The sequence below is a fragment of the Stenotrophomonas sp. SPM genome, assembly GCF_003105135.1.
GTDB lineage: Bacteria > Pseudomonadota > Gammaproteobacteria > Xanthomonadales > Xanthomonadaceae > Stenotrophomonas.
The window spans coordinates 164697-185530 of record NZ_QETL01000001.1 but is presented as its reverse complement, the minus strand read 5'-3'; the positions used below and the strand labels follow the sequence as shown (position 1 = coordinate 185530).

27 protein-coding genes and 1 pseudogene are annotated in these 20834 nt (G+C 66.4%); 16 read left to right on the top strand and 12 right to left on the bottom strand.

Features of this window, described 5'->3' with window-relative positions; all coding sequences use genetic code 11:
- Nucleotides 1–43: 43 nt before the first annotated feature.
- The gene (locus DCO49_RS00805) at nt 44–910 is read right to left on the bottom strand and encodes an SDR family oxidoreductase (protein WP_116862350.1); all 867 of its coding nucleotides are present in this window, start codon (nt 908–910) and stop codon (nt 44–46) included.
- A gap of 98 nt (nt 911–1008) precedes the next feature.
- Nucleotides 1009–1395, bottom strand: coding sequence for a sensory rhodopsin transducer (locus DCO49_RS00800; protein WP_116862349.1), 387 nt, complete (start codon nt 1393–1395; stop codon nt 1009–1011).
- Nucleotides 1396–1574: 179 nt separating this feature from the next.
- On the opposite strand from DCO49_RS00800, the gene cho reads away from it, so the two are divergent.
- From cho to DCO49_RS00780, 4 genes are all read left to right on the top strand, one after another.
- Nucleotides 1575–2432, top strand: coding sequence for an excinuclease Cho (gene cho, locus DCO49_RS00795; RefSeq protein WP_116862471.1), 858 nt, complete (start codon nt 1575–1577; stop codon nt 2430–2432).
- A 78-nt stretch (nt 2433–2510) separates the two neighbouring features.
- Nucleotides 2511–2987 (top strand): YetF domain-containing protein, encoded by a 477-nt coding sequence (locus DCO49_RS00790; RefSeq protein ID WP_116862348.1) that lies wholly within the window; start codon nt 2511–2513, stop codon nt 2985–2987.
- A 99-nt stretch (nt 2988–3086) separates the two neighbouring features.
- Complete coding sequence (locus tag DCO49_RS00785; protein WP_116862470.1) at nt 3087–4250, top strand: zinc-dependent alcohol dehydrogenase; 1164 nt, start codon at nt 3087–3089, stop codon at nt 4248–4250.
- Nucleotides 4247–4576, top strand: a complete 330-nt coding sequence (locus tag DCO49_RS00780; protein ID WP_116862347.1) for a hypothetical protein — start codon at nt 4247–4249, stop codon at nt 4574–4576. The genes DCO49_RS00785 and DCO49_RS00780 overlap by 4 nt, the downstream gene beginning before the upstream one ends.
- Nucleotides 4577–4594: 18 nt before the next feature.
- On the opposite strand, the gene DCO49_RS00775 is transcribed toward DCO49_RS00780, so the two are convergent.
- The gene (locus tag DCO49_RS00775; RefSeq protein WP_116862346.1) at nt 4595–4789 is read right to left on the bottom strand and encodes a hypothetical protein; all 195 of its coding nucleotides are present in this window, start codon (nt 4787–4789) and stop codon (nt 4595–4597) included.
- A 29-nt stretch (nt 4790–4818) separates the two neighbouring features.
- On the bottom strand, nt 4819–5220 hold the full coding sequence (locus DCO49_RS00770; protein WP_116862345.1) for a response regulator: 402 nt from the start codon (nt 5218–5220) through the stop codon (nt 4819–4821).
- Between the two features lie 172 nt (nt 5221–5392).
- Here DCO49_RS00770 and DCO49_RS00765 point away from each other — a divergent pair, with 172 nt between their 5' ends.
- Both DCO49_RS00765 and DCO49_RS00760 read left to right on the top strand, forming a co-directional pair.
- Entirely contained in the window at nt 5393–6157 is a 765-nt protein-coding gene (locus tag DCO49_RS00765) for a DUF72 domain-containing protein (protein ID WP_116862344.1), read from the top strand.
- On the top strand, nt 6150–6953 hold the full coding sequence (locus tag DCO49_RS00760) for a DNA-formamidopyrimidine glycosylase family protein (protein ID WP_116862343.1): 804 nt from the start codon (nt 6150–6152) through the stop codon (nt 6951–6953). Before DCO49_RS00765 ends, DCO49_RS00760 begins: the two co-directional genes overlap by 8 nt.
- Here DCO49_RS00760 and DCO49_RS20250 read toward each other — a convergent pair.
- Nucleotides 6930–7079, bottom strand: coding sequence for a hypothetical protein (locus DCO49_RS20250; RefSeq protein ID WP_165835652.1), 150 nt, complete (start codon nt 7077–7079; stop codon nt 6930–6932). The genes DCO49_RS00760 and DCO49_RS20250 overlap by 24 nt on opposite strands.
- Nucleotides 7080–7179: 100 nt before the next feature.
- Between DCO49_RS20250 and DCO49_RS00755 the strand changes: the two genes are divergently transcribed.
- Both DCO49_RS00755 and DCO49_RS00750 read left to right on the top strand, forming a co-directional pair.
- The gene (locus DCO49_RS00755; protein WP_116862342.1) at nt 7180–7839 is read left to right on the top strand and encodes an NAD(P)H-binding protein; all 660 of its coding nucleotides are present in this window, start codon (nt 7180–7182) and stop codon (nt 7837–7839) included.
- A gap of 203 nt (nt 7840–8042) precedes the next feature.
- Nucleotides 8043–8594, top strand: a complete 552-nt coding sequence (locus DCO49_RS00750) for a cysteine hydrolase family protein (RefSeq protein WP_116862341.1) — start codon at nt 8043–8045, stop codon at nt 8592–8594.
- Nucleotides 8595–8716: 122 nt separating this feature from the next.
- Here the strand turns inward: DCO49_RS00750 and DCO49_RS00745 are convergent, their stop codons facing one another.
- Nucleotides 8717–9643 carry a GAF domain-containing protein gene (locus tag DCO49_RS00745; protein ID WP_116862340.1) on the bottom strand — a complete coding sequence of 309 codons (927 nt, stop codon included), beginning with the start codon at nt 9641–9643 and terminating at the stop codon, nt 8717–8719.
- Between the two features lie 117 nt (nt 9644–9760).
- Nucleotides 9761–10502: pseudogene (locus tag DCO49_RS00740) on the bottom strand (DNA/RNA non-specific endonuclease).
- A gap of 417 nt (nt 10503–10919) precedes the next feature.
- Here DCO49_RS00740 and DCO49_RS00735 point away from each other — a divergent pair.
- The gene (locus DCO49_RS00735; RefSeq protein WP_243402600.1) at nt 10920–11348 is read left to right on the top strand and encodes a hypothetical protein; all 429 of its coding nucleotides are present in this window, start codon (nt 10920–10922) and stop codon (nt 11346–11348) included.
- A gap of 15 nt (nt 11349–11363) precedes the next feature.
- On the opposite strand, the gene DCO49_RS00730 is transcribed toward DCO49_RS00735, so the two are convergent.
- From DCO49_RS00730 to DCO49_RS00710, 5 genes are all read right to left on the bottom strand, one after another.
- Nucleotides 11364–11684, bottom strand: coding sequence for a hypothetical protein (locus tag DCO49_RS00730; RefSeq protein ID WP_116862339.1), 321 nt, complete (start codon nt 11682–11684; stop codon nt 11364–11366).
- Between the two features lie 193 nt (nt 11685–11877).
- Complete coding sequence (locus DCO49_RS00725) at nt 11878–12561, bottom strand: type 1 glutamine amidotransferase domain-containing protein (protein WP_116862338.1); 684 nt, start codon at nt 12559–12561, stop codon at nt 11878–11880.
- Between the two features lie 98 nt (nt 12562–12659).
- Nucleotides 12660–13265 carry a TetR/AcrR family transcriptional regulator gene (locus DCO49_RS00720; RefSeq protein ID WP_116862337.1) on the bottom strand — a complete coding sequence of 202 codons (606 nt, stop codon included), beginning with the start codon at nt 13263–13265 and terminating at the stop codon, nt 12660–12662.
- A gap of 152 nt (nt 13266–13417) precedes the next feature.
- A complete protein-coding gene (locus DCO49_RS00715) occupies nt 13418–14296 on the bottom strand; it encodes a LysR substrate-binding domain-containing protein (RefSeq protein ID WP_116862336.1) in 879 nt (292 codons plus the stop codon).
- 15 nt (nt 14297–14311) lie between these two features.
- On the bottom strand, nt 14312–15346 hold the full coding sequence (locus DCO49_RS00710; RefSeq protein ID WP_116862335.1) for a YeiH family protein: 1035 nt from the start codon (nt 15344–15346) through the stop codon (nt 14312–14314).
- A 164-nt stretch (nt 15347–15510) separates the two neighbouring features.
- Between DCO49_RS00710 and DCO49_RS00705 the strand changes: the two genes are divergently transcribed.
- The 7 genes from DCO49_RS00705 to DCO49_RS00685 all read left to right on the top strand — a co-directional run bounded on the left by DCO49_RS00705 (nt 15511) and on the right by DCO49_RS00685 (nt 20767).
- A complete protein-coding gene (locus DCO49_RS00705) occupies nt 15511–16722 on the top strand; it encodes a YbfB/YjiJ family MFS transporter (protein ID WP_116862468.1) in 1212 nt (403 codons plus the stop codon).
- A gap of 36 nt (nt 16723–16758) precedes the next feature.
- Complete coding sequence (locus tag DCO49_RS20600; RefSeq protein WP_279325619.1) at nt 16759–16890, top strand: hypothetical protein; 132 nt, start codon at nt 16759–16761, stop codon at nt 16888–16890.
- Nucleotides 16887–17048 (top strand): hypothetical protein, encoded by a 162-nt coding sequence (locus DCO49_RS20245; protein WP_165835651.1) that lies wholly within the window; start codon nt 16887–16889, stop codon nt 17046–17048. The genes DCO49_RS20600 and DCO49_RS20245 overlap by 4 nt, the downstream gene beginning before the upstream one ends.
- Nucleotides 17049–17076: 28 nt before the next feature.
- Entirely contained in the window at nt 17077–17325 is a 249-nt protein-coding gene (locus DCO49_RS00700) for a hypothetical protein (RefSeq protein WP_116862334.1), read from the top strand.
- 144 nt (nt 17326–17469) lie between these two features.
- Complete coding sequence (locus tag DCO49_RS00695; RefSeq protein WP_116862333.1) at nt 17470–18267, top strand: DUF4198 domain-containing protein; 798 nt, start codon at nt 17470–17472, stop codon at nt 18265–18267.
- 30 nt (nt 18268–18297) lie between these two features.
- A complete protein-coding gene (locus tag DCO49_RS00690; RefSeq protein ID WP_116862332.1) occupies nt 18298–19203 on the top strand; it encodes an EF-hand domain-containing protein in 906 nt (301 codons plus the stop codon).
- A gap of 112 nt (nt 19204–19315) precedes the next feature.
- Nucleotides 19316–20767: a DUF2271 domain-containing protein gene (locus DCO49_RS00685; RefSeq protein WP_116862331.1), complete on the top strand. Its 1452-nt coding sequence runs from the start codon at nt 19316–19318 to the stop codon at nt 20765–20767.
- Nucleotides 20768–20834 lie beyond the last annotated feature (67 nt).

Below are 20834 nucleotides of genomic sequence, written 5' to 3'. Positions count from 1 at the left end.
GGGTTGCGCCACAGGGAATGCCCTGCGGCAGGCGAGCAGCAGGTTACAGGGTCACAGCGCCACCAGAGATGGTAAGCAGCGCGCCAGACGTATAGCTGGCACTGTCCGCTGCCAGCATTACATAGGCAGACGCAAGCTCGGCGGGCTGGCCAGGGCGGCCGAACGGGGTCTGGCTGCCGAAGCTCTCAACCTCGTCTGCGGCCATCCCAGCAGGAATGAACGGCGTCCAGATCGGGCCCGGGAGGACCGCGTTGACCCGGATGCCTTTTTCGGCCAGCAGGCCCGCCAGGCCGATGGTGAGATTGGCGACCGCACCCTTGGTGGTGGAGTACGGCAGGATGTTCGGCGTCGGCTTCTTCGAGTTCACCGACGCGGTGTTGATGACCGAGCCGCCGTCCTTCAGGTGCGGAACGCTGAGGCGGGTCAGGTTGAACAGCGCATGGACATTGGTATCGAACGTCTTGCGCCAGTCGTCCATCGTGATCTCGTCAAACGATTCGTAGTAGCGCTGGTAGGCGGCGTTGTTGACCAGGATGTCCAAGCCGCCCAGCTCATTCACGACGCGCTGGATCAACTGCTCGGCCTGCGCCTCGTCACTGATATCGCAGGGGATCAGCACCGCCTTCTGGCCAGCCTCCTGGATGAGCTTGCCGATGGCGGCAGCATCGTCCTTCTCGCTTTCCAGGAAGGCAATCGCTACATCCGCACCTTCGCGTGCATAGGCGATGGCCACGGCTGCACCGATGCCGCTGTCGCCACCGGTGATGAGTGCCTTTTTGCCCTCAAGCTGGCGGTGTCCCTGGTAGCTCTGTTCGCCGTGATCCGGCTTCGGGTCGAGCTTGCTGGTCTTGCCAGGGAAAGACTGCTGCTGCGCCTTGAATGGCGGCTTCGGGTAGTTGGGGACTGGCATGCGTGCATCCTCTGTGGGGGAAGGGGGGGGGGCCAGTGTGGGCACACCGCGGTAAACGCCGTGGCCCGGCAATGTCGGCACGGCGTGCAGGGCGCGGCCTACAGCGGGTGCGCGATGGTGGTCATGATGCTGTTTGCCGCCTGGCGCGAATCCAGGCGCGTGTGCTGCACCACCACGGGCACGTCGGACTCGATGACGCAGGAGAAGCCAACGCCCAGCGGCACCGGTGCCGGTTCCTGAAGATCATTGAAGCGTTTGTGGCAGGTGCGCTGGGCAGGAACGGTGAAGATGTAGGGGCCCTGCGGCTCGCGATCCTCGAAGTACAGCATCAGGCTGATCCGGGCATCGGTGCTGCCGGCATTGAGGATGCAGCACGTCTCGTGGCTCTCCAGCTCAGGCTCACGGCCGTTGCTCCAGCCGGGGATATAGCCCTCGGCAATGGCCCAGCGCGTGCGCCCGAGGGCACCGGAATGGTCCTGCGTCATGGTCCTTCTCCGTACGGGGGGTATCAGAGTGGTCGAGGCGCCCGCGTCGGGGGCGTGCATGGCAGGTGTCGACGACATCAACGTGAAGCGTTCAGTGGCACCCGCCACTACGCGTTGGCGGTCCTGCGGCGCTTGCCTATCATGCATCGCTGGTGCCACTGTCCTGATCGCTGTCCTTGATTCCTTCCAATACGCAGGCCGCGCGCCGTTCCGCCCGCGCCGCCGGGTATGTGTTTCCCGAGCATCTGCGCGAGCAGGCGCAGGCGCTGCCTGCACAGCCCGGTGTCTACACCTTCCACGGCCGCGAGGGTGGCCTGCCGCTCTACATCGGCAAGAGCATCAACCTGCGCACGCGCGTGATGGACCATCTACGGACGGCCGAGGAAGCTGCGATGCTGCGCCAGTCCGAGCGCATCAGTCACCTGCCGATGGCCGGGGACCTGGGAGCGCAGCTGCTGGAGGCCGCGATGGTGAAAGAACAGCGCCCGCTGTACAACCGCCTGTTGCGGCGCTTGCCGCGTCAATTCAGCCTGCGCCTGTACCGGGGCGAGATCAGCGTGGTGAACTCGTCAGAGGTGGATCTGACCTCCACGCCGATGCTTTACGGCATCTACTCAAGTGCTCGCGCGGCACGTGAGGCGCTGCGCCGCGTGGCGGATGAGAACCGCCTCTGCTATTCGCTGCTGGGCCTGGAGCGGCTTCCCTCTGGACGCCCGTGCTTCCGCTCGATGCTGCGCCAGTGTGCCGGCGCCTGCTGCGGCGGCGAGACCCTTGCCGAGCATCAGCAGCGGCTGGCCGATGCGCTCACGCTGCTGGAGATTGCCGAATGGCCCTACGCCGGGCCCGTGGCCATCGAGGAACGCGGCGAAGCGATGCGGCAATTCCACGTCGTTGATGGATGGTTCTATCATGGCAGCGCGAAGACCCTGGCCGCTGCCCGGCGCGTGCGCCGCAGTGATCCGGTCTTCGACCGCGACGCGTACCGCATCCTTCGCAAAGGGTTGTCCTTGGGCCACTGGGCCCTGCACCCGCTGTGACAGGCCGCGTAGGCGGAGTCACGCAGCGTGGACGACCTGTTCTGTATCCCTCCGGGCAGGCCATGCGGGGAGAAGACCATGAGCGATCTGTTCGAGCTGGGCATGCCGTGGTTCGAGTTCGTACTACGCGCCACCGCCGTCTATGTCGTGGTGCTGCTGCTGACGCGCCTCAGTGGCAAGCGATCGATCGGGCAGTCCGCACCGTTTGACATGCTGGTCATCGTCCTGCTGGGCACGGCGGTCCAGAACTCGCTGATCGGCGAGGACACCTCGCTGCTTGGCGGGCTCATCCTTGCCGCCACGCTGCTGGGTCTGAACTGGCTGGTCGGCTACGTGACCGCGCGCAATCGTCGGCTGCACCGTTGGGTTGAAGGCGCGCCGGTCGTGCTGGTGCGCAACGGCAAGGTGTTCTGGGACCAGGTGCGCCGCTGCAACGTAGCGCCGGAGGACCTGGACGTGGCCATGCGCAAGGCAGGCTGCGATGGCCATCACCAGATCGAACTGGCCATGCTGGAGACCTCGGGAGAGATCACCGTGGATGCCGAAGACCGCTGAAGCCGCAGCAGAGGAATGCACGCGCCGCACACGGTAATGTCACCGCCGGCACAGCGGTGACCATGCAATGCTGCAGCCCCCAACGGCAGGAGAACGATGATGCAGGCGCTGACCTATCACGGCCGCAAGGATGTCCGCGTTGAGACCGTACCCGATCCGGTACTCGCTGCCGAGGACGACCTCATTCTGCGGGTTACCGCCACCGCCATCTGTGGCTCTGACCTGCACTTGTACCGGGGCAAGATTCCCGACCTGCACAGCGGCGACGTGCTGGGCCACGAGTTCATGGGTATCGTGGAAGAGGTTGGCAGGGGCGTGACCCAGGTCCGCCCTGGTGACCGCGTGGTCATCCCGTTCGTGATCGCCTGTGGGGAATGCTTCCACTGCCAGCTTGCGGAGTATGCCGCGTGCGAGACCACCAACCCCGGCAAAGGCGCGGCGCTCAATGCGAAGGGAATGATGCCGCCGGCCGCATTGTTTGGGTACAGCCACCTCTACGGTGGGGTCGCGGGCGGCCAGGCGGAATTCGTGCGGGTGCCCAAGGCCAACGTGGGTCCGCTGCGGATCCCTGACGGCGTGGCAGATGAGCAGGTGCTCTTCCTGTCCGACATCCTGCCGACCGGCTACCAGGCCGCACTCAACGCCGGAGTGAAGAAGGGCTCGACGGTTGCCATCTTCGGTGCAGGCCCGGTGGGGTTGATGAGCGCTGCCTGCTGCCGCCTGCTGGGTGCGGAAACCATCTTCATGGTCGATCATCTGCCGTATCGGCTGGATTTCGCGCAGCGCACCTATGGCATCACGCCCATCGATTTCAGCAAGGTGGAAGATCCCGCCGACTACATCGTCAGCCAGACCAGCGGACGAGGCGTGGATGCCTGTATCGAGGCGGTTGGCTTCGAGGCGGAGGGCAGCTCGCTTGAAACTGCGTTGACCGCAGTGAAACTGGAAGGCAGCAGCGGTGTTGCGATCCGCCAGTGCATTGCTGCCGCTCGCCGTGGCGGCGTCGTCAGTATTCCTGGCGTCTATGCCGGCTTCATCCACGGCTTCCTTCTGGGGGATGCATTCGACAAGGGCCTGACCTTCAAGATGGGGCAGACCCATGTGCAGGGCCTCATGCCTGAGCTCCTGACCGCCATCCTGGAGGGCAAGCTGGACCCCGGCAACATCATTTCGCACCGGATGAGCCTGGCCGACGCCGCGCAGGGCTATGCCATGTTCGACGCGAAAGACGATGACTGCCGGAAGATCGTGCTGACCCCGTGACAAGCGATCGTGCGCGCGGTGCTCCACTGACCCCGGACAAGCGTTACATCGTGGTGCGCAGCCGACTCTGGCGCGCGACCAACCCGAATCTCACCGCCACCGAACGTGCGCGGTGGGTGGCGGCGCTCATGGACGCGCGGCGCGCGGTACAGGCGGCACTGAGGAACGGCGAGGCGATGGCGCTGCGGAGTGCGCGCCGCGCCGTGGATGTGGCTAAACGAGGCCTCGGCGAGCGCGGCCCGGTGTGGTGGACAGATGGCGGCAAGGACTACAACCGCTGTCTGGTGAAGAATACGCCGTACGCGAGCTGGTTCGGCTCACTTTGACGTTCTGGGCAAAGCAACTCAGGGCTTCGAGCGGTGATGATCACCTGTCGGATCGACCTCTGGGCGCTCGTAATCGTCGGGATGTGCTGTCTCGTCCTGTTCCGGCATGTCCCTGCCTTTCTTCCAACTCTGATCGGTACGGACCTTATCCGGTGTATGCGCCTTGTCCTGATCGCTGGCGTCACCTGTGGGATTGAACGGTAGCTTGCTCATTGAAGAAATTCCTTGCAGTAGATGCGGCATCAGCGCGATGCCGGATGGCTGGCCCGGCTCTGGGCGAGCGTCTGGTTCACCGCTTCCTGCAGCTGCGGGATGTGGAACGGCTTGGCTACGAAGCGCGCCTTCTGGTGCCGCGCAGGCACGACCTGGTCGTAGACCGCGGAGGCAAACAGGAAGGGCACGCCCAGCTCCGCCAAGCGATCGGCTACCGGAAACACGACGCCGTCGCCAAGCTCGATATCGAGAATGGCGGCATCGAACCGCTCGCTGCGCAGGAGGTTGAGGGCTTCAAATACGCTTTCAGCGTGCGTGATGGTGTTTCCTTCGTTCGCCAGCGCATCCTCGACCAGTTCAGCCAAGTCCAGCTGGTCTTCCACCAGCAGCAGACAATGCTCCTTCGTCTGTTCATTTCCGTACTTCTGCATGCCAAACCCTGATCATTACTTCTTATTGGAAGGTACTGTCCGCTTCTGGGCATCAAGGCAGTGACTGCCCGCTGTGTGCGACATGCGAAACTGCTGCGCCTGCGCGGGCCTTTCACACGGGACGCGTGCCTGGTTCACCCCCGCAGGACGCGGGGTGCGGGAAGCTGGATTCATGCAGACCGCGCCTCAAACCTCGCCATTTGAGTCCATTCAGGCAGGCTGCGCAGGGTGGTCCTTGCCGTCCGCATATGCAGGGGACTTCGGCGAGGGGCAGAGTGCACTGCAGCGCTATGCGACCCGCTTTTCGCGGGTGGAGATCAACTCTTCGTTCTACCGCCCACACAAGCCGGAGACCTATGCACGATGGGCGCAGGCCGTGCCCGCGCATTTCCGGTTCTCGGTAAAGATGCCGCAGGCAATCAGTCATGAGGCCGGCCTGCGGGGGGCGGCGCCCTTGCTTGACCCTTTTATCCATGCAGTGAACCATCTGGGCGACCGGCTGGGGGCGTTGCTCCTGCAACTGCCGCCGCGCCTGGACTTTGATGCCCGCGTGGCATCGACCTTCTTCCGCGCAGTCAAGCGTCGCACGGACGTAGCCATTGCCTGCGAACCCCGGCATGAAAGCTGGTTCTCGGCGCCGGCTGACGCATTGATGGAGCGTCACGGCATCGCACGCGTCGCCGCCGATCCCGCGCGGGTTCCCCGCGCGGCTGAGCCCGGTGGCGCGCGGCACTGGAGTTACTGGCGGTGGCACGGTCGACCGCGCATGTACTACAGCAGTTACCCGGACAGGGACCTGCGCGCGCTTGCCCAGGCGGCAGGTGCAGCTGCCGGCCAAGGTCCGGCCTGGATCATCCTGGACAACACCGCGCAGGGTCACGCCATACCCAACGCGCTGCGCCTGCAAACCCTGCTGAAGGAGAACCGCCATGCCTGAAGGCCCCTCCATTGTCCTGCTACGCGAAGAGGCGGCCCGGTTCAAGGGCAGGACCGTGCGCCATGTCGGAGGCAACAGCCGGGTGGACCTGACACCCCTGCTAGGACGCCGGATAAAGGCGGTACGCAGCTGGGGCAAGCATTTCCTGCTGGAGTTCAGCCACGTCACGCTGCGGATCCACCTCATGCTGTTCGGCAGCTACCGTATCAACGAGCGAAAGGATGCCGTGCCGAGGGTTGCTTTGCAGTTCGACAGAGACGAGTTGAACTTCTACGCGTGCTCGGTGAAGCTGATCGAACAGCCTTTGGACGATGTCTACGATTGGCGGGCGGACGTGATGAGCGACGCCTGGGATGCACACCTGGCACGCCGCAAGCTGAAAGCCATGCCCGATGTGCTCGTCTGCGACGCCCTGCTGGATCAGGCCGTGTTCTCCGGCGTTGGTAACATCATCAAGAATGAAGTGCTGTTCCGTATCGCCGTGCATCCTGGGAGCCGGGTAGGGGACCTGCCTCCCCGTGTGTTGACCCGCCTGATCCATGAGGCGCGCAATTACAGCTTCGACTTCCTGCGCTGGAAGCGTGGGCACGAACTCAAAAAGCACTGGGAGGTGCACGCCCGGAAAACATGCCCGGGTTGTGGTGGGCCAATCAGCAAACTGTACATGGGGACCACGCGGCGCCGAACGTTCTTCTGCCCGTGTTGCCAGCACCTGTACGGACCGGAAGATGCTCCATCGCTGACGACAGAGCAGGCCGCATCTTCCCGGCGATCACGCCCGAAGGTTCCGCGTTGACGGCTGACCTGTCAGTACGGTGGCGTTGAAGCTGCATGCCGACGACGACGCCAGGCGAGCCGCGCCGGCGCTGTAGATATCCGACAATTGGTGGATTAAGAGGTCTTCGGCGGTCTTGATGGCCATGGGGAGTCTCGGTGAGTGAGGGAGCGTCATGTCTGCCAATCACGCTGTGTTCGACCTGGACGCTCCACACTGGACACCGCTCCCCCCCACAGGATCCAGCATGAGCCAGGTTTTCATCGTCGGCGCGGCCGGCAAGGTCGGTCGTTCATTGGCCCAGCAGGCCAGCGCACGCGGCCACCGCGTACTGGCACTGCACCGTGCGCAGGAACAGGCCGCCGAACTCACCGCCCTCGGCGCACGCCCGGTGCAGGGCGACCTGTTGCAGCTGGATGTTGCCGCGCTGGAGGCAAAGATGCAGGGCTGCGACGTGGTGGTGTTCTGCGCCGGTGCTGGCGGCAAGGGCGGCGCGTCGATGACCGACGCCATCGATGGGCGTGGACTGGAACTGGCCGTGGCCGCGGCAAAGGCCGCCGCCGTACCGCGTTTCCTGCTGGTGTCGGCCTTCCCGGAGGCCGGGCGTGGCAAGCACCTGTCGGATACGTTCGAGAACTACATGGTGGTGAAAAAACGTGCCGACGTGCATCTGGCCGAAAGCCCGCTGGACTGGGTAATCCTGCGCCCGGGCACGCTTAGCGATGAACCTGGCACCGGCCGGGTGCGCGCCGGTCTGGCGATTCCCTACGGCAACATCGCCCGCGCCGACGTCGCTGCCACGCTGTTGGCCCTGATCGAGCATCCGCAGCTGCGCCGCTGCATCATCGAACTCACCGAGGGCGACACCCCGGTGTTCGACGCGCTGCAGGCGCTGTCACCGGCGTAAGGGCTTGACCGCAACCCCGCGCTGACGCAGCATCGGATTCATGGTCTTCCGAGCCGCCACCGTCACCACTACCTCCACGACTGCCGCTGGCAGGTCGTGAGGTCGTTACGTGACGTGATGTAGCGCCACCCCTCAGGACCCCGCCAGTCATTGACGGGGTCTTTTCGTTTCTCCGTCCGTACCCATCCCACAGGAGAAACCTCATGAGCTCTTCCCGAATCCCCCGCCGCGGCCTGCTGGTCATCGACATGCAGCACGGCCTGTTCAACGGCGCGCACCGCCCGTACCGCGCTGACGACGTGCTGGCCAACATCAATGCGCTGATCGACCGCGCACATGCCGCCGGTGCCCCGGTGTTTGTCGCACGCCATGTCGGCCCCGCAGGCTCGCCGCTGGCCAGCGACAGTCCGCTGTCGCAGCTGCTCGCCGACCTCGCCATCGATCCGGCGCGCGACACCGTGTTCGAGAAGACGCGGCCCAACTGTTTCTTCGAGACCGGCCTGGCCGAGGGACTGGCCGCGGGCGGCATCGAGGAGCTGGTGATTGTCGGCATGAAGACCGATTACTGCGTGGACACCACCTGCCGCGCCGCGCGCGACCTCGGCATCTCCGCCGTGCTGGTGGCCGACGCGCACACCACCACCGATTCGCCCGTGCTGGCAGCGAAGACCATCGTCGAGCATCACAATGCCACGCTGCGCGGGACCTTCGTCAGCCTCGTCGCCAGCGCAGACTGCACGTTCGCGGCAGGGTAGGCCGTCCGCAACGCATACCTTGGCCGTCGATGTGCCCGCGCCAGCCAAGGTTGGCGGCTACCAAGGCAGGGTCATGAGCCGGTCTGGTAGATGCCCACCTGGGTGGGCACAGTCACCCTCGCTCAGCGCTGCTCGTCCTTGCGCGCGCTCAGCTCACGGTCGGCACGCATGAAGACCGCACTTGTGCTCTCCTCGCCGGTACCGCCTGCGGCGCCCATCAGCAGCGGCCGCTGCAGTCGCGAGGAAGCACCGTCGGCCACGGCCTGCAGGGCGGCCAGGGTCTCGGCGGCCTGGTCGCTGCCGAGCACCGCGATGAACTCGCCGCTGCCGGTGACCCGGTTGATGCTGTCGCCACGTCCGGCATCCAGGCACTGCTCCAGCGCCACGTCCAGCTGCTGCAGCTGGCGCTCCAGGCTGCGTTCGCCCATCTGCTCGGCCAGGCCGGCCAGGTCCTGCAGCTCGAGGATGACCACGGTGCAGGCGGTGCCGGTGGTGGCGTGCGCGGCTTCCACCAGCGGGCTCTGCTCGAGGATGGTCGCCACTTCCTGCTCGCGCTCGCGGCTGCGCGCTTCCATCAGATTCATGGTCAGCCGGGCCAGGGCCTGCAGGGCTTCGCGCTGCTGCTGGCTGAGCGAACGAGGGGTCAGGTCGACCACGCAGACGCTGCCGACCGCCGCGCCTTCGCGGGTGACCAGCGGCATGCCCGCGTAGAAGCGCGCACCCATCTCATTCAACACCGGGTTGTCGACGAAGCGGCTGTCCTGTTTCAGGTCACCCACTTCCAGAAGCTGCTCGGGCTGGCGGATGGCGTGGTCGCACACCGCCACGTCGCGGTCGGTTTCGCTGCCATCCACGCCGATGCGGGCCTTGAACCACTGGCGATCACGATCGATCAGGGTCACCAGAGCCATCGGCGTACCGCAGACGGCGGCCGCCACCTTCACGATATCGTCGTAGGCGGGCTCGGGCAGGCTGCCGACCACGTGCAGCGCATCCAGCGCGTGCTGGCGTTCGGTTTCAGTGAATGCGGCAGAAGAATGATCCGTCATGATGATCCTGGGCAATCAAAGGTCGTCGCTCATGCTAGAGCACGCCTGCATTCAATGGATGAACCACCGCCGCACCCGGCCCGTACCCCGGCGCATGGCCGGGGCAGGGTGCGGGACTCAGCCCAGGTCGCAGCCGGCCGGCTGCGGCCAGGTGGTCGCCGGCAGCATGTTCTTCAGCGACGCCGGTGCGTTGATCGCCACGTAGCTGGCGCCGAGCAGTTCTTCCAGGTCGGCGATGGTCACCAGGTAGTTGTCCAGGCTGCCCACGTTGGCCTCATGGGGAATGATCCAGCTGATCGCCTTGGCGGTACCGGTCTGCGGGTCGCGGGTGATGATCGTCTTCCAGAAGAACTCCGGTGTCGGAATGCCGTGGCTGGCCAGGAAGTAATCGTTGGCGGCATCGCCGTAGACCACGCCGCCATAGACGTCCACCGGCGCGATGTCGCGGTAGCACTCGGCCACGGTCTCGGCCTTCACCCAGATGCCCTGGTTGAAGCTGGACACCTGCGGCACGATGTTGGTCATGAAGTTGGCGCGGCGGATGGAGGTGGTGTCGTAGTCCATGTGGTTGGAGGTGACCAGATGCCCACGGTCATAGCCGGCATGGATGCTGGCGTACGACGCGGTGCTGTTCTGGCCCAGGCAGCCGGTGGGCAGGTCCGTGTCCTTGTAGAAGCTGGACGGTCGCTTGGCCGTGCCGGTATCGGCCAGCAGGGTGTATTCGTACCGCGTGGCGCCGTGGATGCTGCAGTGATAGGTCAGCACGAAGCCGCCCTTGTCGAGGGTTGACCGTTTCCGCGTGGGCGGCGCCGGCAAAGGCGCTGAGGACCAGGACGAACAGGAACGTCGCAAGGCGCATTGCAGTGTCTCCGTCAGGTTTTTCCAGGACGCAGGACGCCCTCACGGCAAAAGCGTTCGCCATGCGGAGGCACTGCGCGTGTGGGTGGGTGAGGACTGCGGTTGGAACCCGGCGGGTGCCGGTCATGCAGGAGGAACTCGACCGCGCTCCCTGGCCACCGAGGTGGCGCGCGCTGCCGTAAGCGTCAGCGCGTGTCGCTTTCAGGTCAACGCTGGATGTCCGGAGTGGTGACCCGGCGCAAGCGTCCTGCGTGTGTCAGATCGCAGACCGCAGGGTGAAACCTGCGCATGGCGGGCGCGCGGGCTGGTATCGGCGGGCGGGGGATTTGCGGCAGAATAAGCGCGTTGATCCATCGGAAGCGTGACGCGTCACACGCGTGCGCCACCGCAGTACAGACTCAAGGAACGAGGACAGGTCATGGATGTTCGCCCCTTGGTGCTGGCGTGGCTGCTGGTCGCCGCACTTCCGGCCGCCGCCCAGCAGATCCGCTCCGCAACCGGCCCCGCGCGAAAACCGCTGCCGGCCGCGCCACGGCCGGCCCACAACTCGATGGCGAAGAGCACCACGCCCTTCAACTGCGCGCAGTACGCGTGGCCGAAGCATCCGCATCCCGCCGCCAAGGCCTACTGCGATGGGGTCGAGGCCACTACGCTGCAGAACGAAGCCCGCCAGGCCGGTCGTCCCGGCCCCTCCACCGAGGTGAGCGCGCTGCCTGCGCTGGGTTCGGCCGAAGCGAAGCGGACCGGCACTGCCTGCGTTGGTGGCCAGGCTTTCCGGCGGCTGGCCAACGGTTGGGAACAGGTGGCGTCGCCGTCGGGCGGGTGGCTGCGTTGCCGGGAACGCTAGGCGCGCCGGCAGGCCTCAGCGCCTGCCTTCAGCCGCGTAACGGGCGGCGCCCTGGTCCACCAGCGCCTGCAGTTCCTGCAGCAGTGGCTCATCCCAGCGGTCGAAGTTGAAGCAGGACTTACGCTGCATGCGCTGCTTCAGCGCAGGGCTGATGCCAGCCAACAGTTCGGGATGGTCATAGACGGGCATCAGGTGGAGGGCGTGCTTGCGCCCGGACACCTTCACCGCACCGAAGAACTGTGCCTTGCCGTTGGCGCCCGGCGTGCGGCAGTTGGCGTAGAAATGCTGGTCCGTATCGTGGACCACGAGCAGGCCATCGCGATGACGCAGCAGCATGTGGCGCAGGGCGCCGAACAGATCGGGCGGCGCCGTATCGGTGGACGTGCTGGGTGTCGCCTGGGTGCGTTTGATGGGAACTGCCCGGTGTGGGGGAACGTTCTGGCAAAGACGCAGCATGCCTGTGTGCGCACCGTAGCACGGGGGAGCGAAGCGATCCGGGCGTGTGCGCCGGATCGCTCCTTCATGGCTCTCAGGCCTTGGCGACTGCCTGGATAAGCACCGTGGCGGCTTCGGCCGACGAGCCCGGGTTCTGGCCAGTCACCAGCAGGCCATCGCGCCGCACGTACGAACCCCAGTCCGGACCCTTGCTGTAGTCACCGCCCAGGTCCTTCAGCATGTCCTCCACCAGGAAGGGCACGACCTGGGTCAGGCCCACCGCGTCTTCCTCGGTGTTGGCAAAGCCGGTGACCTGCTTGCCGGCGACCAGCGGCGTGCCATCGGGCGCCTTGACCTGGCGCAGCACGCCCGGTGCGTGGCAGACGAGGCCGACCGGCTTGCCGCTGGCGACGAACGATTCGATCAGCGCGATGGAGTGGGCATCATTGGCCAGATCCCACAACGGACCGTGGCCACCGGGGTAGAACACAGTGTCGAAGTCGGCAGCGTTGACGCTGTCCAGGCGGACGGTGGCGGCCAGCTGCGCCTTGGCGTCGGCGTCGGCTTCGAAGCGGTGGGTGAGTTCGGTCTGGAACGCCGGCTCGTTGCTCTTCGGGTCCAGCGGCGGCTGGCCGCCCTTGGGCGAGGCCAGCACGATCTCCGCGCCTGCATCCTTGAAGGCGTAGTAGGGGGCTGCCAGTTCTTCCAGCCAGAAGCCGGTCTTGTGCCCGGTGTCGCCAAGCTGGTCGTGCGAGGTCAGAACGATGAGGACTTTCATGGTGGTGCTCCTGTTGGAAGGATGAAGCAGTAGACCGGTCGTCTAAGGCTCGGTCGTAAAAAACACTCCACGGGGAGTGTGTCTTACGCATCCCTCGCTCAGCGTGAGGGATGCAGAATCTGTCGGGTGGTAAGGCGCGCGTTCTCGAAGGGCTGCGGGCCGCGCACGATCTTGACCATGATGCTGGCGCCCAGCCACAGCTGATAGAGGCTTTGTGCCAGCGCGGCGGCATCTCCGTTGCTGGCCAGGGAGCCGTCGGCCTGGCCGCCTTCGATCGCCCGCGTCAGGCGCACGATGATGCCGGCCGTGCCGCTGCGCAGGGCCGCACGCATGGCCGGCGAGAGGTCAGCCACCTCGGCGCCCAGTTTCACCGCCAGGCACTTTCCCTGGCAGTCCTCGAAGGACTGGCTTTCCATCCACGCGGCGAAGTAGCGCTCCAGCTGCTCGGCCTTGTTCTGGCCAGCGCTGCCGAAGATCTGGTCCATCTCGGCCAGGTATTCGTCGAAGTAGTCCTGCAGTAGTGCTTCGCCGAAGGCCTCCTTGGAGCCGAAGTAGTGGTAGAACGAGCCCTTCGGCACGCCTGCGGCGGTCAGCACCTCGTTCAGGCCGACCGCCGAGAAGCCCTTGCCGCCCATGGTGCGGCGGCCGCTGGCCAGGATCCTCTGGCGGACGTCGGTGCCTGCAATGTCGGGGGCGGGGTTCATGGGAGTGACGATACTCTCAATTAGACCGGTCGTCTAGGGACGTCTCAGGCGCGTGCGCTTGACCGCCTTTCGTAGAGTCGAGCCATGCTCGACTCAGGGCCTTCAGCCGAGCAGGGGCTCGGCTACAGGAGAGGAGCAGCGCTTCGCACCGCTCAGCCCTTGCGCACCTTTTGCAGGAAGGCCTCGACCGCCGGCACCTGGTAGGCCCCTTCGCGGCGCAGGATGCTGAGCGGCCGTTGCAACCCCAGCGCCCGCACCGGAAGCCGGACCAGGCTGCGGTCCTGCAGGTCACGCGCCACGCTGATGCTGGGCAGCCAGGCAATGCCGCCGCCGTGGATCGCGGCCTGCTTCAGCGCCTCGGTATTGCCGAACTCCACGATGCTGCCGGTCTCCACGTCCAGCTGCTGCAACATCTCGCCGATCAGCTCACGGGTGCCCGAGCCGGGTTCGCGCATCAGCAACGGCAGCCCGTTGATGTCGGTCGGCTTTCCGCGCCTGCGACCGGCCAACGGATGCTGCGCACCCACCACGGGGATCAGCTCGTCGCGGTTGAACTCTTCGGCAACAACGCCTTCGACCCGGACCGGTCCTTCGACGAAGCCGACGGTGAAGCGCAGGTCGGCCACGCCCTGTGCAACCTGTTCGGTGTTGCCGACAAACAGGGAAATACCCACCTGCGGGAACAGGGTGCGGAACTGGGCGACGAAACGCGGCAGCACATAGGTACCGATGGTGTTGCTGGCGCCCATCGACAGCTGCCCGGCGCGGGCATCGGCGAAATCGCGCATCGCCGCCTGTGCACTGTCGGCCACCGCGAACAATCGTGCCGAGTAGGCATGCAGCACTTTGCCCGGTTCGGTCAGCCGCATGCCGCGCGGCAGCCGCTCGAACAGCACCACCCCCAGACGCCCCTCGAAATCCTTCAATTCCCTCGACAGCGCCGGTTGGGACACGCGCACGCGGATCGCAGCAGCGGAGATGCTGCCGGTCTCGGCGATGGCATGGAAGATGGCCAAGTGATGGAGGTTCATGCGCGTGGGTTTCGGTCAGAGCTGCCCGATAAAGTACTGCACCACGAGGCTGCTGGTCGCCACGGCCACCCACGCACCCAGGCCCAGCAGGATGGGGCGGACGCCGGTGGCGGCCATGCGCCGCAGGTTGGCAGAAAGGCCGATGGCGGACAGCGCGAACACGATCAGCACTTCAGCCAGCGTGTGCAGCACCGGCAGCGCGGCGTCCGGCACCCAGCCGGCGGTGCGCAGGCCCGAAGCCACCAGGAACCACAGGATGAACCACGGGAAGATCACGCCGAGATTGAAGCCACTCGCAGCGCCTTCGGTGTTGCTGCGCCGCTTCGCCAGCGCCGCCATCACCACGGTCAGCACCAGGCACACGGGGATGATCAGGGTCGAGCGGGTCAGCTTGACGATGGTCGCGTAGCCACCTGCCAGATCACTGTAGGCGTAGCCGGCGGCCACCACCGACGAGGTGTCATTGATGGCCGTTCCTGCCCACAGGCCGAAGCCCTGGTCACTCATGTGCATCAAGTGGCCGAGCAGCGGGAACAGCAGCACCGCCACCAGGTTGAACAGGAAGATCGTGGAGATCGAGAACGCCGTTTCGTGATCGTCGGGCTTGAGGATGGGCGTGACTGCCGCAATCGCCGAGCCACCGCAGATCGCCGTACCCACGCCGATCAGCACGGTCATCTTGCCGTCCACGCGCAGCCAGCGTCCCAGCAGCCAAGCGCTGAGAAAGGCCACCGACATCGTCACCAGGGTCACCGACAGCGATGCCATGCCGGTCTGCAGCACCTCGCCCAGGCTGAGCCCGAAGCCCAGCGCGATGATCGACCACTGCAGCACCTGTTTGCCGGCAAAGCGGATGCCCGCATCGAAGCGGCTGCCCGGCGCGAGCAGGTTCTTCAGCACGATGCCGAGCACGATGCCAAACACCGGACCACCGACCAGTGGCAGCCAATGCCCCAGCACGAGTGCGACGGTGGTGACGGCGGCCGTCAGCAGCAGGCCTTCGTAATGGTGCTGGATCCAGGACGGGGTGGTGGAGAGCGGGCGGTTCATTTCAGCAGCTGCGTGGGTTGGGATGGCCAGTGTGGTCTGCCGCGAGCCATGCATCCAATACAAATAATGCAGCCATCCCATATCGAAATGGCATGGCAACGACCGCGGCCCGGCGCTGTACCATCGGCAACGGCCCCGATCGGGCGAACACGGCACACGATGCGATGAACCAAGCCGCTGTTGATGGAAACACCACGCCCTTTCGCGCCATCTTCGCCGGCATCTGCGCGCTGGTGCTTACTGTCGGCCTCGCCCGTTTCGCCTACACGCCCATGCTGCCGATCATGAAGGCGCAGGCCGGCCTGGACTACGTCGCCGCCGGTTGGCTGGCTGCCATCAACTACGCCGGCTACATGGCCGGCACGCTGCTGGCGGCAACGGCGGGCGACCTCCGCCGGAAGTACGTGCTCTACCGCATCGGCCTGGTGGTGGCCGTGGCCAGTACCGTGGCCATGGGGCTGACCCGCGACCCGGTGGCCTGGGGCGCGCTGCGGTTCCTGTCGGGGCTGTCCAGCGTGGCCGGGCTGCTGCTGGCCTCGGGCCTGGTGCTGAACTGGCTGCTGCAGCACGGGCGGCGCCCGGATCTGGGACTGCACTTCACTGGCATGGGGTTGGGCATCGTGGTGTCAGGTGCGGCGGTGGTGCTGACCCTGCCTGCGCTGACCTGGTCGGGGCAGTGGATCGCCTTGGGGGTGCTGGGCCTGCTGTTCTTCGTGCCGGCCTGGCTGTGGATGCCCGCACCGGCATCCACGCCGAGCACCGCGGTTGCGCAGGGCCCGCCGCCACCGGCCACCTCATCCGCGTGGACGCGCCTGCTCAACGCGGCCTATGTCTGTGCGGGCTTCGGCTTCGTCATCGGTGCGACCTTCATCGTCGCCATCCTGGAAAAGCTGCCCGTGCTGCAGGGCAGGGGCGGCTGGGTCTGGGTCGTCGTCGGCGTGGCCGCGCTGCCGTCCACCTTTGTCTGGGATCGCATCGCCCGACGCTTCGGTGCCATCCGGGCGCTGCTGCTGGCCTACGTCTTGCAGGGCATGGGCATGCTGCTGCCTGCGGTGTCGTCCGGCACGGCGATCAATCTGTTGTCGGCAGCGCTGTTCGGCGCCACCTTCGTCGGCATCGTCAGCCTCACCCTGGCGCTGGTTGGCCGCCATGTGCCGTCCAATCCCTCCAAGGCCATGGCGCGCATCACTCTCGGCTATGGCGTAGCGCAGATCATGGGGCCGGTCATCGCCGGGTACATGGCCAGGGCGACCGGCAGCTACCAAGGCGCGCTTGTGGCCACGGCGGCGCTGATGGGCTGCGGGGCGCTGCTGCTGTATGTGGCGGATCGCCGTGAGCGCGCGGTCACGCTTGGCGGCCAGCGCAGTCGACGCTGAAGATCGGCACCACGCGCCGACGCTCAAGGATTGAACATGTCTGGCTTCATTGGGGACCTGCTGGAAGGCATTGCGGACTGCTTCATCGATGTCTGGATGCTGGGCCGCCATCGCGCCGTGAAGGGGCGGCCGCCAATCGCTGGGATGAGGACGCGGCCGCTGTCGTGATGTTCAACGGCTGGGTGGTCGCGGTTTCGGTCGCGGTACAGTTCGCCAGCGTCGTGCTGTCCTTCGTGCTGAAGCTGCCGGTCTGGATCAGCCTGCTGCCCATTGCCGCCGGTGCGGTGTATGTCGGCTACCGATGGATGGCGCTCGTGCGCGCCTAGCCCACCAGACCTGGGCCAAGCCGACGCCATGAAGATTCTCTGGGCCGTGGCAGCCGCCATCGCACTGGCATGCGCCGGGTTCCTGGCCTGGCGCGGGTCTCTCGGCAGCAGTGGGTTGTTCCAGGCATTTCTGCTCGGCGCGGCGGCGTCCATCGCCTGCGTCGTTCTGTCAGTTGCGGTGGGCGGCCAAAGGCGAAGGCTTGTCGCCGGTGTGCTGCTGGCCGGCTACGGGCTGGCATTGATCGGTTTCCTGGTCGCCCTCGGCACTGTGCGCTGAGGGGCGCTGGTGGGCTGTGATGCCCAACGATACATTCCGCCAGATTTCACCAATTGATAACCAATCTCAATTGGCATAGCATTCCGTCCGCCAGCCCCGGACCTTCGTCTCGCCAGCGCCCACGCTCACCGACACGAAGGCCCCATGAAGACTCTTTCCCTGCTCGCCGCCGCCGCGCTGGCAATGGCTGCATCCCTGCCGGCACACGCCCATACGCCCTACCTGGTGCCCAGCACCTTCTCGCCGCGGGCAGGGCAGACCGTTGCCATGGATGCCTCGTTCGCCGAGACCTTCTTCGTCCCTGAAACCGCGTTCGATGACAGCCAGTTCTCGGTGACCGGCCCCGACGGCAAGCAGACGCCGCTGGCCTCGCAGGTGATGAAGACCCGCACCGTGGCCGAGTACACGCTGCCGGCCGGCACGGGCACCTACCGCCTCAGCACCGGCCCGCGCCTGGGCGCGCTGTTCCGCACCTGGCAACAGAATGGCAAGCGCGAGAGCTCGCGCGACCCGGCGGTGAAGATTCCGGCCGGTGCCAAGGTGATCTGTGATTTCCAGTCGCTCACCCAGGCCGACAGCTACGTCACCGTCGGCAATCCCGACCGCGCCGCGCTGGCGCCGCGCAACAAGGGCGTGGAGCTGGTGCCGGTCACCCATCCCAACGACCTGTACGTGGGTGAGACCTTCGATTTCATCGTGCAGTACGACGGCAAGCCCTTGGCCGACCAGGCCGTGGAAGTCAACGAGGCGGTATGGAGTTCGGACCGCACCCCGCAGGTGCTCAACCTGAAGAGTGATGCCGCCGGGCACGTGCGCTTGCCGCTGTCCGCGGCCGGCACCTGGATCGCGCTGACCCGCCACCGCACCGCTGCACCCGCCGGCGCGCCGGTGGCCGAGTACAGAAACAGCGTCACGCTCTCGTTCCGCGTGCTGAATCCCTGATTTCCCCGTAACACCGCCTCCGAGGTCGACATGAAAACCACCGTGCTTGCCAGTGCGTGCGTTGCCGCGCTGCTGCTTCCTTCCGCTGTTTCCGCACAGACCGCGCCCGGCCCGCGCCCGCTGGTGGGCGGCCACGGCAACAACGTGCTGGCGTTCATCGCCGAGCACGATGACAACGGCGACGGCCGCGTGACCTGGGAAGAGTTCGAGACGTTCCGCCGCACCCGCTTCGATGCAACCGATACCGACCGCAACGGCACTATCGAAGAAGCCGAGTACGTGGCCGAGTTCGATGCCCGCGTGGCCGCGGAGATCGAGCGCGAACGCGCCGCCCAGGTCGAGCAGACCAAGGTCCGCTTCGCCGCGCTGGACACCGACAGGAATGGCCAGGTCTCGCGCGCTGAGTTCGATGCCGCCGGCGAGCAGACCTGGCAGGGCGGGCAGAAAGCACTGGCCAGCAAGGGCAAGGATGCCAAGGCTGCACCGCAGCGCGAGGCAAAGACCGCCGTCGGCGCCCAGCGCTTCGACAACCAGCAGCGCAGCCGCCTGGGCATGCCGACCAGCCACACCGCGGCCGGCTTCCTGGAGCTGTACGACGAGAACAGTGACGGCAAGGTCGACCGCGCCGAGTACCAGCGCGTGCGCGATGCGCAGTTCGCCCGCACCGACAGCAGTGGCGATGACCAGCTGAACCTGGATGAGTACCTGGCCGAGTTCGAGACTCGCGTGGACCGCCGCATCGATGCCCTGGACCAGGGCGGCGACCGCCAGGTGCACGTGCGCTTTGGCGTGCTGGACGGAGACAAGGATGGCCACATGACCTTCGCCGAGTACCAGGTCTCGGGCAAGCGCCTGTTCGAAACCGCCGATCGCAACAAGGATGGCATGGTCGATGCGAGCGATGCCAAGGTGCCGGCGCCCGCACCGCGCCGATGATTGCCGAGGTCAGCCCGCGCGGGTGACCCGCCGTTGCAACCGTTGTTCTTTCCGCTGACCGGGCCGCCTGCATCAGGTGGTCCGGGAGGCCCCGTGCCTGATCGAGCCCTCGATGACGTCCCTTTTCAACCTGCTGCTGGCGACCTGCGTGACGCTGTGCGGACTGCATGCCGGCAGCGCCGGCGCTGCCGAACTGTACCGCGACGATGTGCTCGGCACCTCGCTCGACCTGCGCATTGACGCGCCTGCAGCGCAGGCGGCTGCCGCCCAGCATGCGGCGCTCGCCGAGATCGAGCGGCTGGATGCCGTGCTCAGCCGCTGGCGCGCGGACAGCGAGCTCAGTCGCTTCAATGCCAGCAGCGGGCCCCAGCAGCTTTCCGGCGATCTGCGCGCCGTGCTGCGTCTGTGCGAGGAGTGGCGGGCACGTACCGAAGGGCTTTTCAGCTGCCGCCTGGGTACGCTGGCACAGCGCTGGCGGCAGGCGCAGGACAGCGGCGTTCTGCCGACGCGCGAGGAGCTGCGTGCAATGGCATCGGCTGCGGCCAGCGCCGAGGTCAGCCTTGACGGCTGCGAGCCGGTGACCCGCCCGCAGACAGTGGTGTTCGATGTCGATGCCCTGGCCAAGGGCTACATCATCGATCGCGCCCTCGCCGCCGCCCGTGCAGCAGCGCCTGCCGCCACCGCGATCGGTCTGGACATCGGCGGCGATGCCCGTTACTGGCAGGCCAGCGGGGCAGGGCAACCCTGGCCGGTGGGCGTTGCCGACGCCCGTGCACCGCGTGACAACCGGCCCGCGCTCGCCACCGTGGCGCTGCGCGCGCAGGCCATCGCTGCCAGCGGCCATGCCACCCGTGGCTACACGGTGGGACGTCGTCAGTACAGCCACATGCTCGACCCCTGGTCGGGCTGGCCCATGCAGTTCGCACCGTCGGCGACGGTGGTGGCGCCAGATGCGAGCAGCGCCGATGCGCTGGCCACCGCGCTGTCGGTGATGCCGATCCGCCCCGGGCTGGAACTGGCCGATGCGATGCCGGACGTCGCCGCACTCATCCTCAGCGACACCGGTACCGCCTTCGCCTCGCAGCGCTGGCCGGCCTTGCTGCTGGCCACCGACGGTGCAGCCATTGCGCCCGAGCAGCTGGTCATCGATTACCAAGTGCCCAACCTGACCAGCGAGCGCTATCACGCGCCCTATCTGGCGATGTGGATCGCCCGCGAGGATGGCAGCCCGGTGCGCCAGCTGCTGGTGCTGGGCGAGCGCTCGCGCTACCTGCAGGATCTGCCCCAGTGGTGGCGCCGCTACGGCCGCGACGATCTGCCGGCCATCCAGGGCATCGCCCGGCCGACCCGCATGCCCGGCCGCTATTCGGTGGCCTGGGATGGTCGCGATGATCGCGGCCAGGCGCAGCCGCCTGGTGCGTACCGCGTGCAGGTCGAGGCCGCGCGGCAGGGCGGTGGTCACGAATTCCTGTCCGTGCCGATCGATACCGGCCAGGACCGCAGTCCTCCCGCGAAGGCGCAGGGCAGCAGCGAGATCGGCAGCCTGCAGGTTTCAAGGCCCTAATCACCCCCAAGTACCGATTACTCCCAGCAACGCAGACCGCGCCGCACTCCGGCGCTCCGCAGCCAGG

Excerpts from the sequence above, each read along its gene's own strand:
- DCO49_RS00805 (WP_116862350.1), bottom strand. The coding sequence starts at position 910 with ATGCCAGTCCCCAACTACCCGAAGCCGCCATTCAAGGCGCAGCAGCAG.
- DCO49_RS00800 (WP_116862349.1), bottom strand. The coding sequence starts at position 1,395 with ATGACGCAGGACCATTCCGGTGCCCTCGGGCGCACGCGCTGGGCCATT.
- DCO49_RS00790 (WP_116862348.1), top strand. The coding sequence starts at position 2,511 with ATGAGCGATCTGTTCGAGCTGGGCATGCCGTGGTTCGAGTTCGTACTA.
- DCO49_RS00785 (WP_116862470.1), top strand. The coding sequence starts at position 3,087 with ATGCAGGCGCTGACCTATCACGGCCGCAAGGATGTCCGCGTTGAGACC.
- DCO49_RS00775 (WP_116862346.1), bottom strand. The coding sequence starts at position 4,789 with ATGAGCAAGCTACCGTTCAATCCCACAGGTGACGCCAGCGATCAGGAC.
- DCO49_RS00770 (WP_116862345.1), bottom strand. The coding sequence starts at position 5,220 with ATGCAGAAGTACGGAAATGAACAGACGAAGGAGCATTGTCTGCTGCTG.
- DCO49_RS00765 (WP_116862344.1), top strand. The coding sequence starts at position 5,393 with ATGCAGACCGCGCCTCAAACCTCGCCATTTGAGTCCATTCAGGCAGGC.
- DCO49_RS00760 (WP_116862343.1), top strand. The coding sequence starts at position 6,150 with ATGCCTGAAGGCCCCTCCATTGTCCTGCTACGCGAAGAGGCGGCCCGG.
- DCO49_RS20250 (WP_165835652.1), bottom strand. The coding sequence starts at position 7,079 with ATGGCCATCAAGACCGCCGAAGACCTCTTAATCCACCAATTGTCGGAT.
- DCO49_RS00755 (WP_116862342.1), top strand. The coding sequence starts at position 7,180 with ATGAGCCAGGTTTTCATCGTCGGCGCGGCCGGCAAGGTCGGTCGTTCA.
- DCO49_RS00750 (WP_116862341.1), top strand. The coding sequence starts at position 8,043 with ATGAGCTCTTCCCGAATCCCCCGCCGCGGCCTGCTGGTCATCGACATG.
- DCO49_RS00745 (WP_116862340.1), bottom strand. The coding sequence starts at position 9,643 with ATGACGGATCATTCTTCTGCCGCATTCACTGAAACCGAACGCCAGCAC.
- DCO49_RS00735 (WP_243402600.1), top strand. The coding sequence starts at position 10,920 with ATGGATGTTCGCCCCTTGGTGCTGGCGTGGCTGCTGGTCGCCGCACTT.
- DCO49_RS00730 (WP_116862339.1), bottom strand. The coding sequence starts at position 11,684 with ATGCTGCTGCGTCATCGCGATGGCCTGCTCGTGGTCCACGATACGGAC.
- DCO49_RS00725 (WP_116862338.1), bottom strand. The coding sequence starts at position 12,561 with ATGAAAGTCCTCATCGTTCTGACCTCGCACGACCAGCTTGGCGACACC.
- DCO49_RS00720 (WP_116862337.1), bottom strand. The coding sequence starts at position 13,265 with ATGAACCCCGCCCCCGACATTGCAGGCACCGACGTCCGCCAGAGGATC.
- DCO49_RS00715 (WP_116862336.1), bottom strand. The coding sequence starts at position 14,296 with ATGAACCTCCATCACTTGGCCATCTTCCATGCCATCGCCGAGACCGGC.
- DCO49_RS00710 (WP_116862335.1), bottom strand. The coding sequence starts at position 15,346 with ATGAACCGCCCGCTCTCCACCACCCCGTCCTGGATCCAGCACCATTAC.
- DCO49_RS00705 (WP_116862468.1), top strand. The coding sequence starts at position 15,511 with ATGAACCAAGCCGCTGTTGATGGAAACACCACGCCCTTTCGCGCCATC.
- DCO49_RS20600 (WP_279325619.1), top strand. The coding sequence starts at position 16,759 with ATGTCTGGCTTCATTGGGGACCTGCTGGAAGGCATTGCGGACTGCTTC.
- DCO49_RS00700 (WP_116862334.1), top strand. The coding sequence starts at position 17,077 with ATGAAGATTCTCTGGGCCGTGGCAGCCGCCATCGCACTGGCATGCGCC.
- DCO49_RS00695 (WP_116862333.1), top strand. The coding sequence starts at position 17,470 with ATGAAGACTCTTTCCCTGCTCGCCGCCGCCGCGCTGGCAATGGCTGCA.
- DCO49_RS00690 (WP_116862332.1), top strand. The coding sequence starts at position 18,298 with ATGAAAACCACCGTGCTTGCCAGTGCGTGCGTTGCCGCGCTGCTGCTT.
- DCO49_RS00685 (WP_116862331.1), top strand. The coding sequence starts at position 19,316 with ATGACGTCCCTTTTCAACCTGCTGCTGGCGACCTGCGTGACGCTGTGC.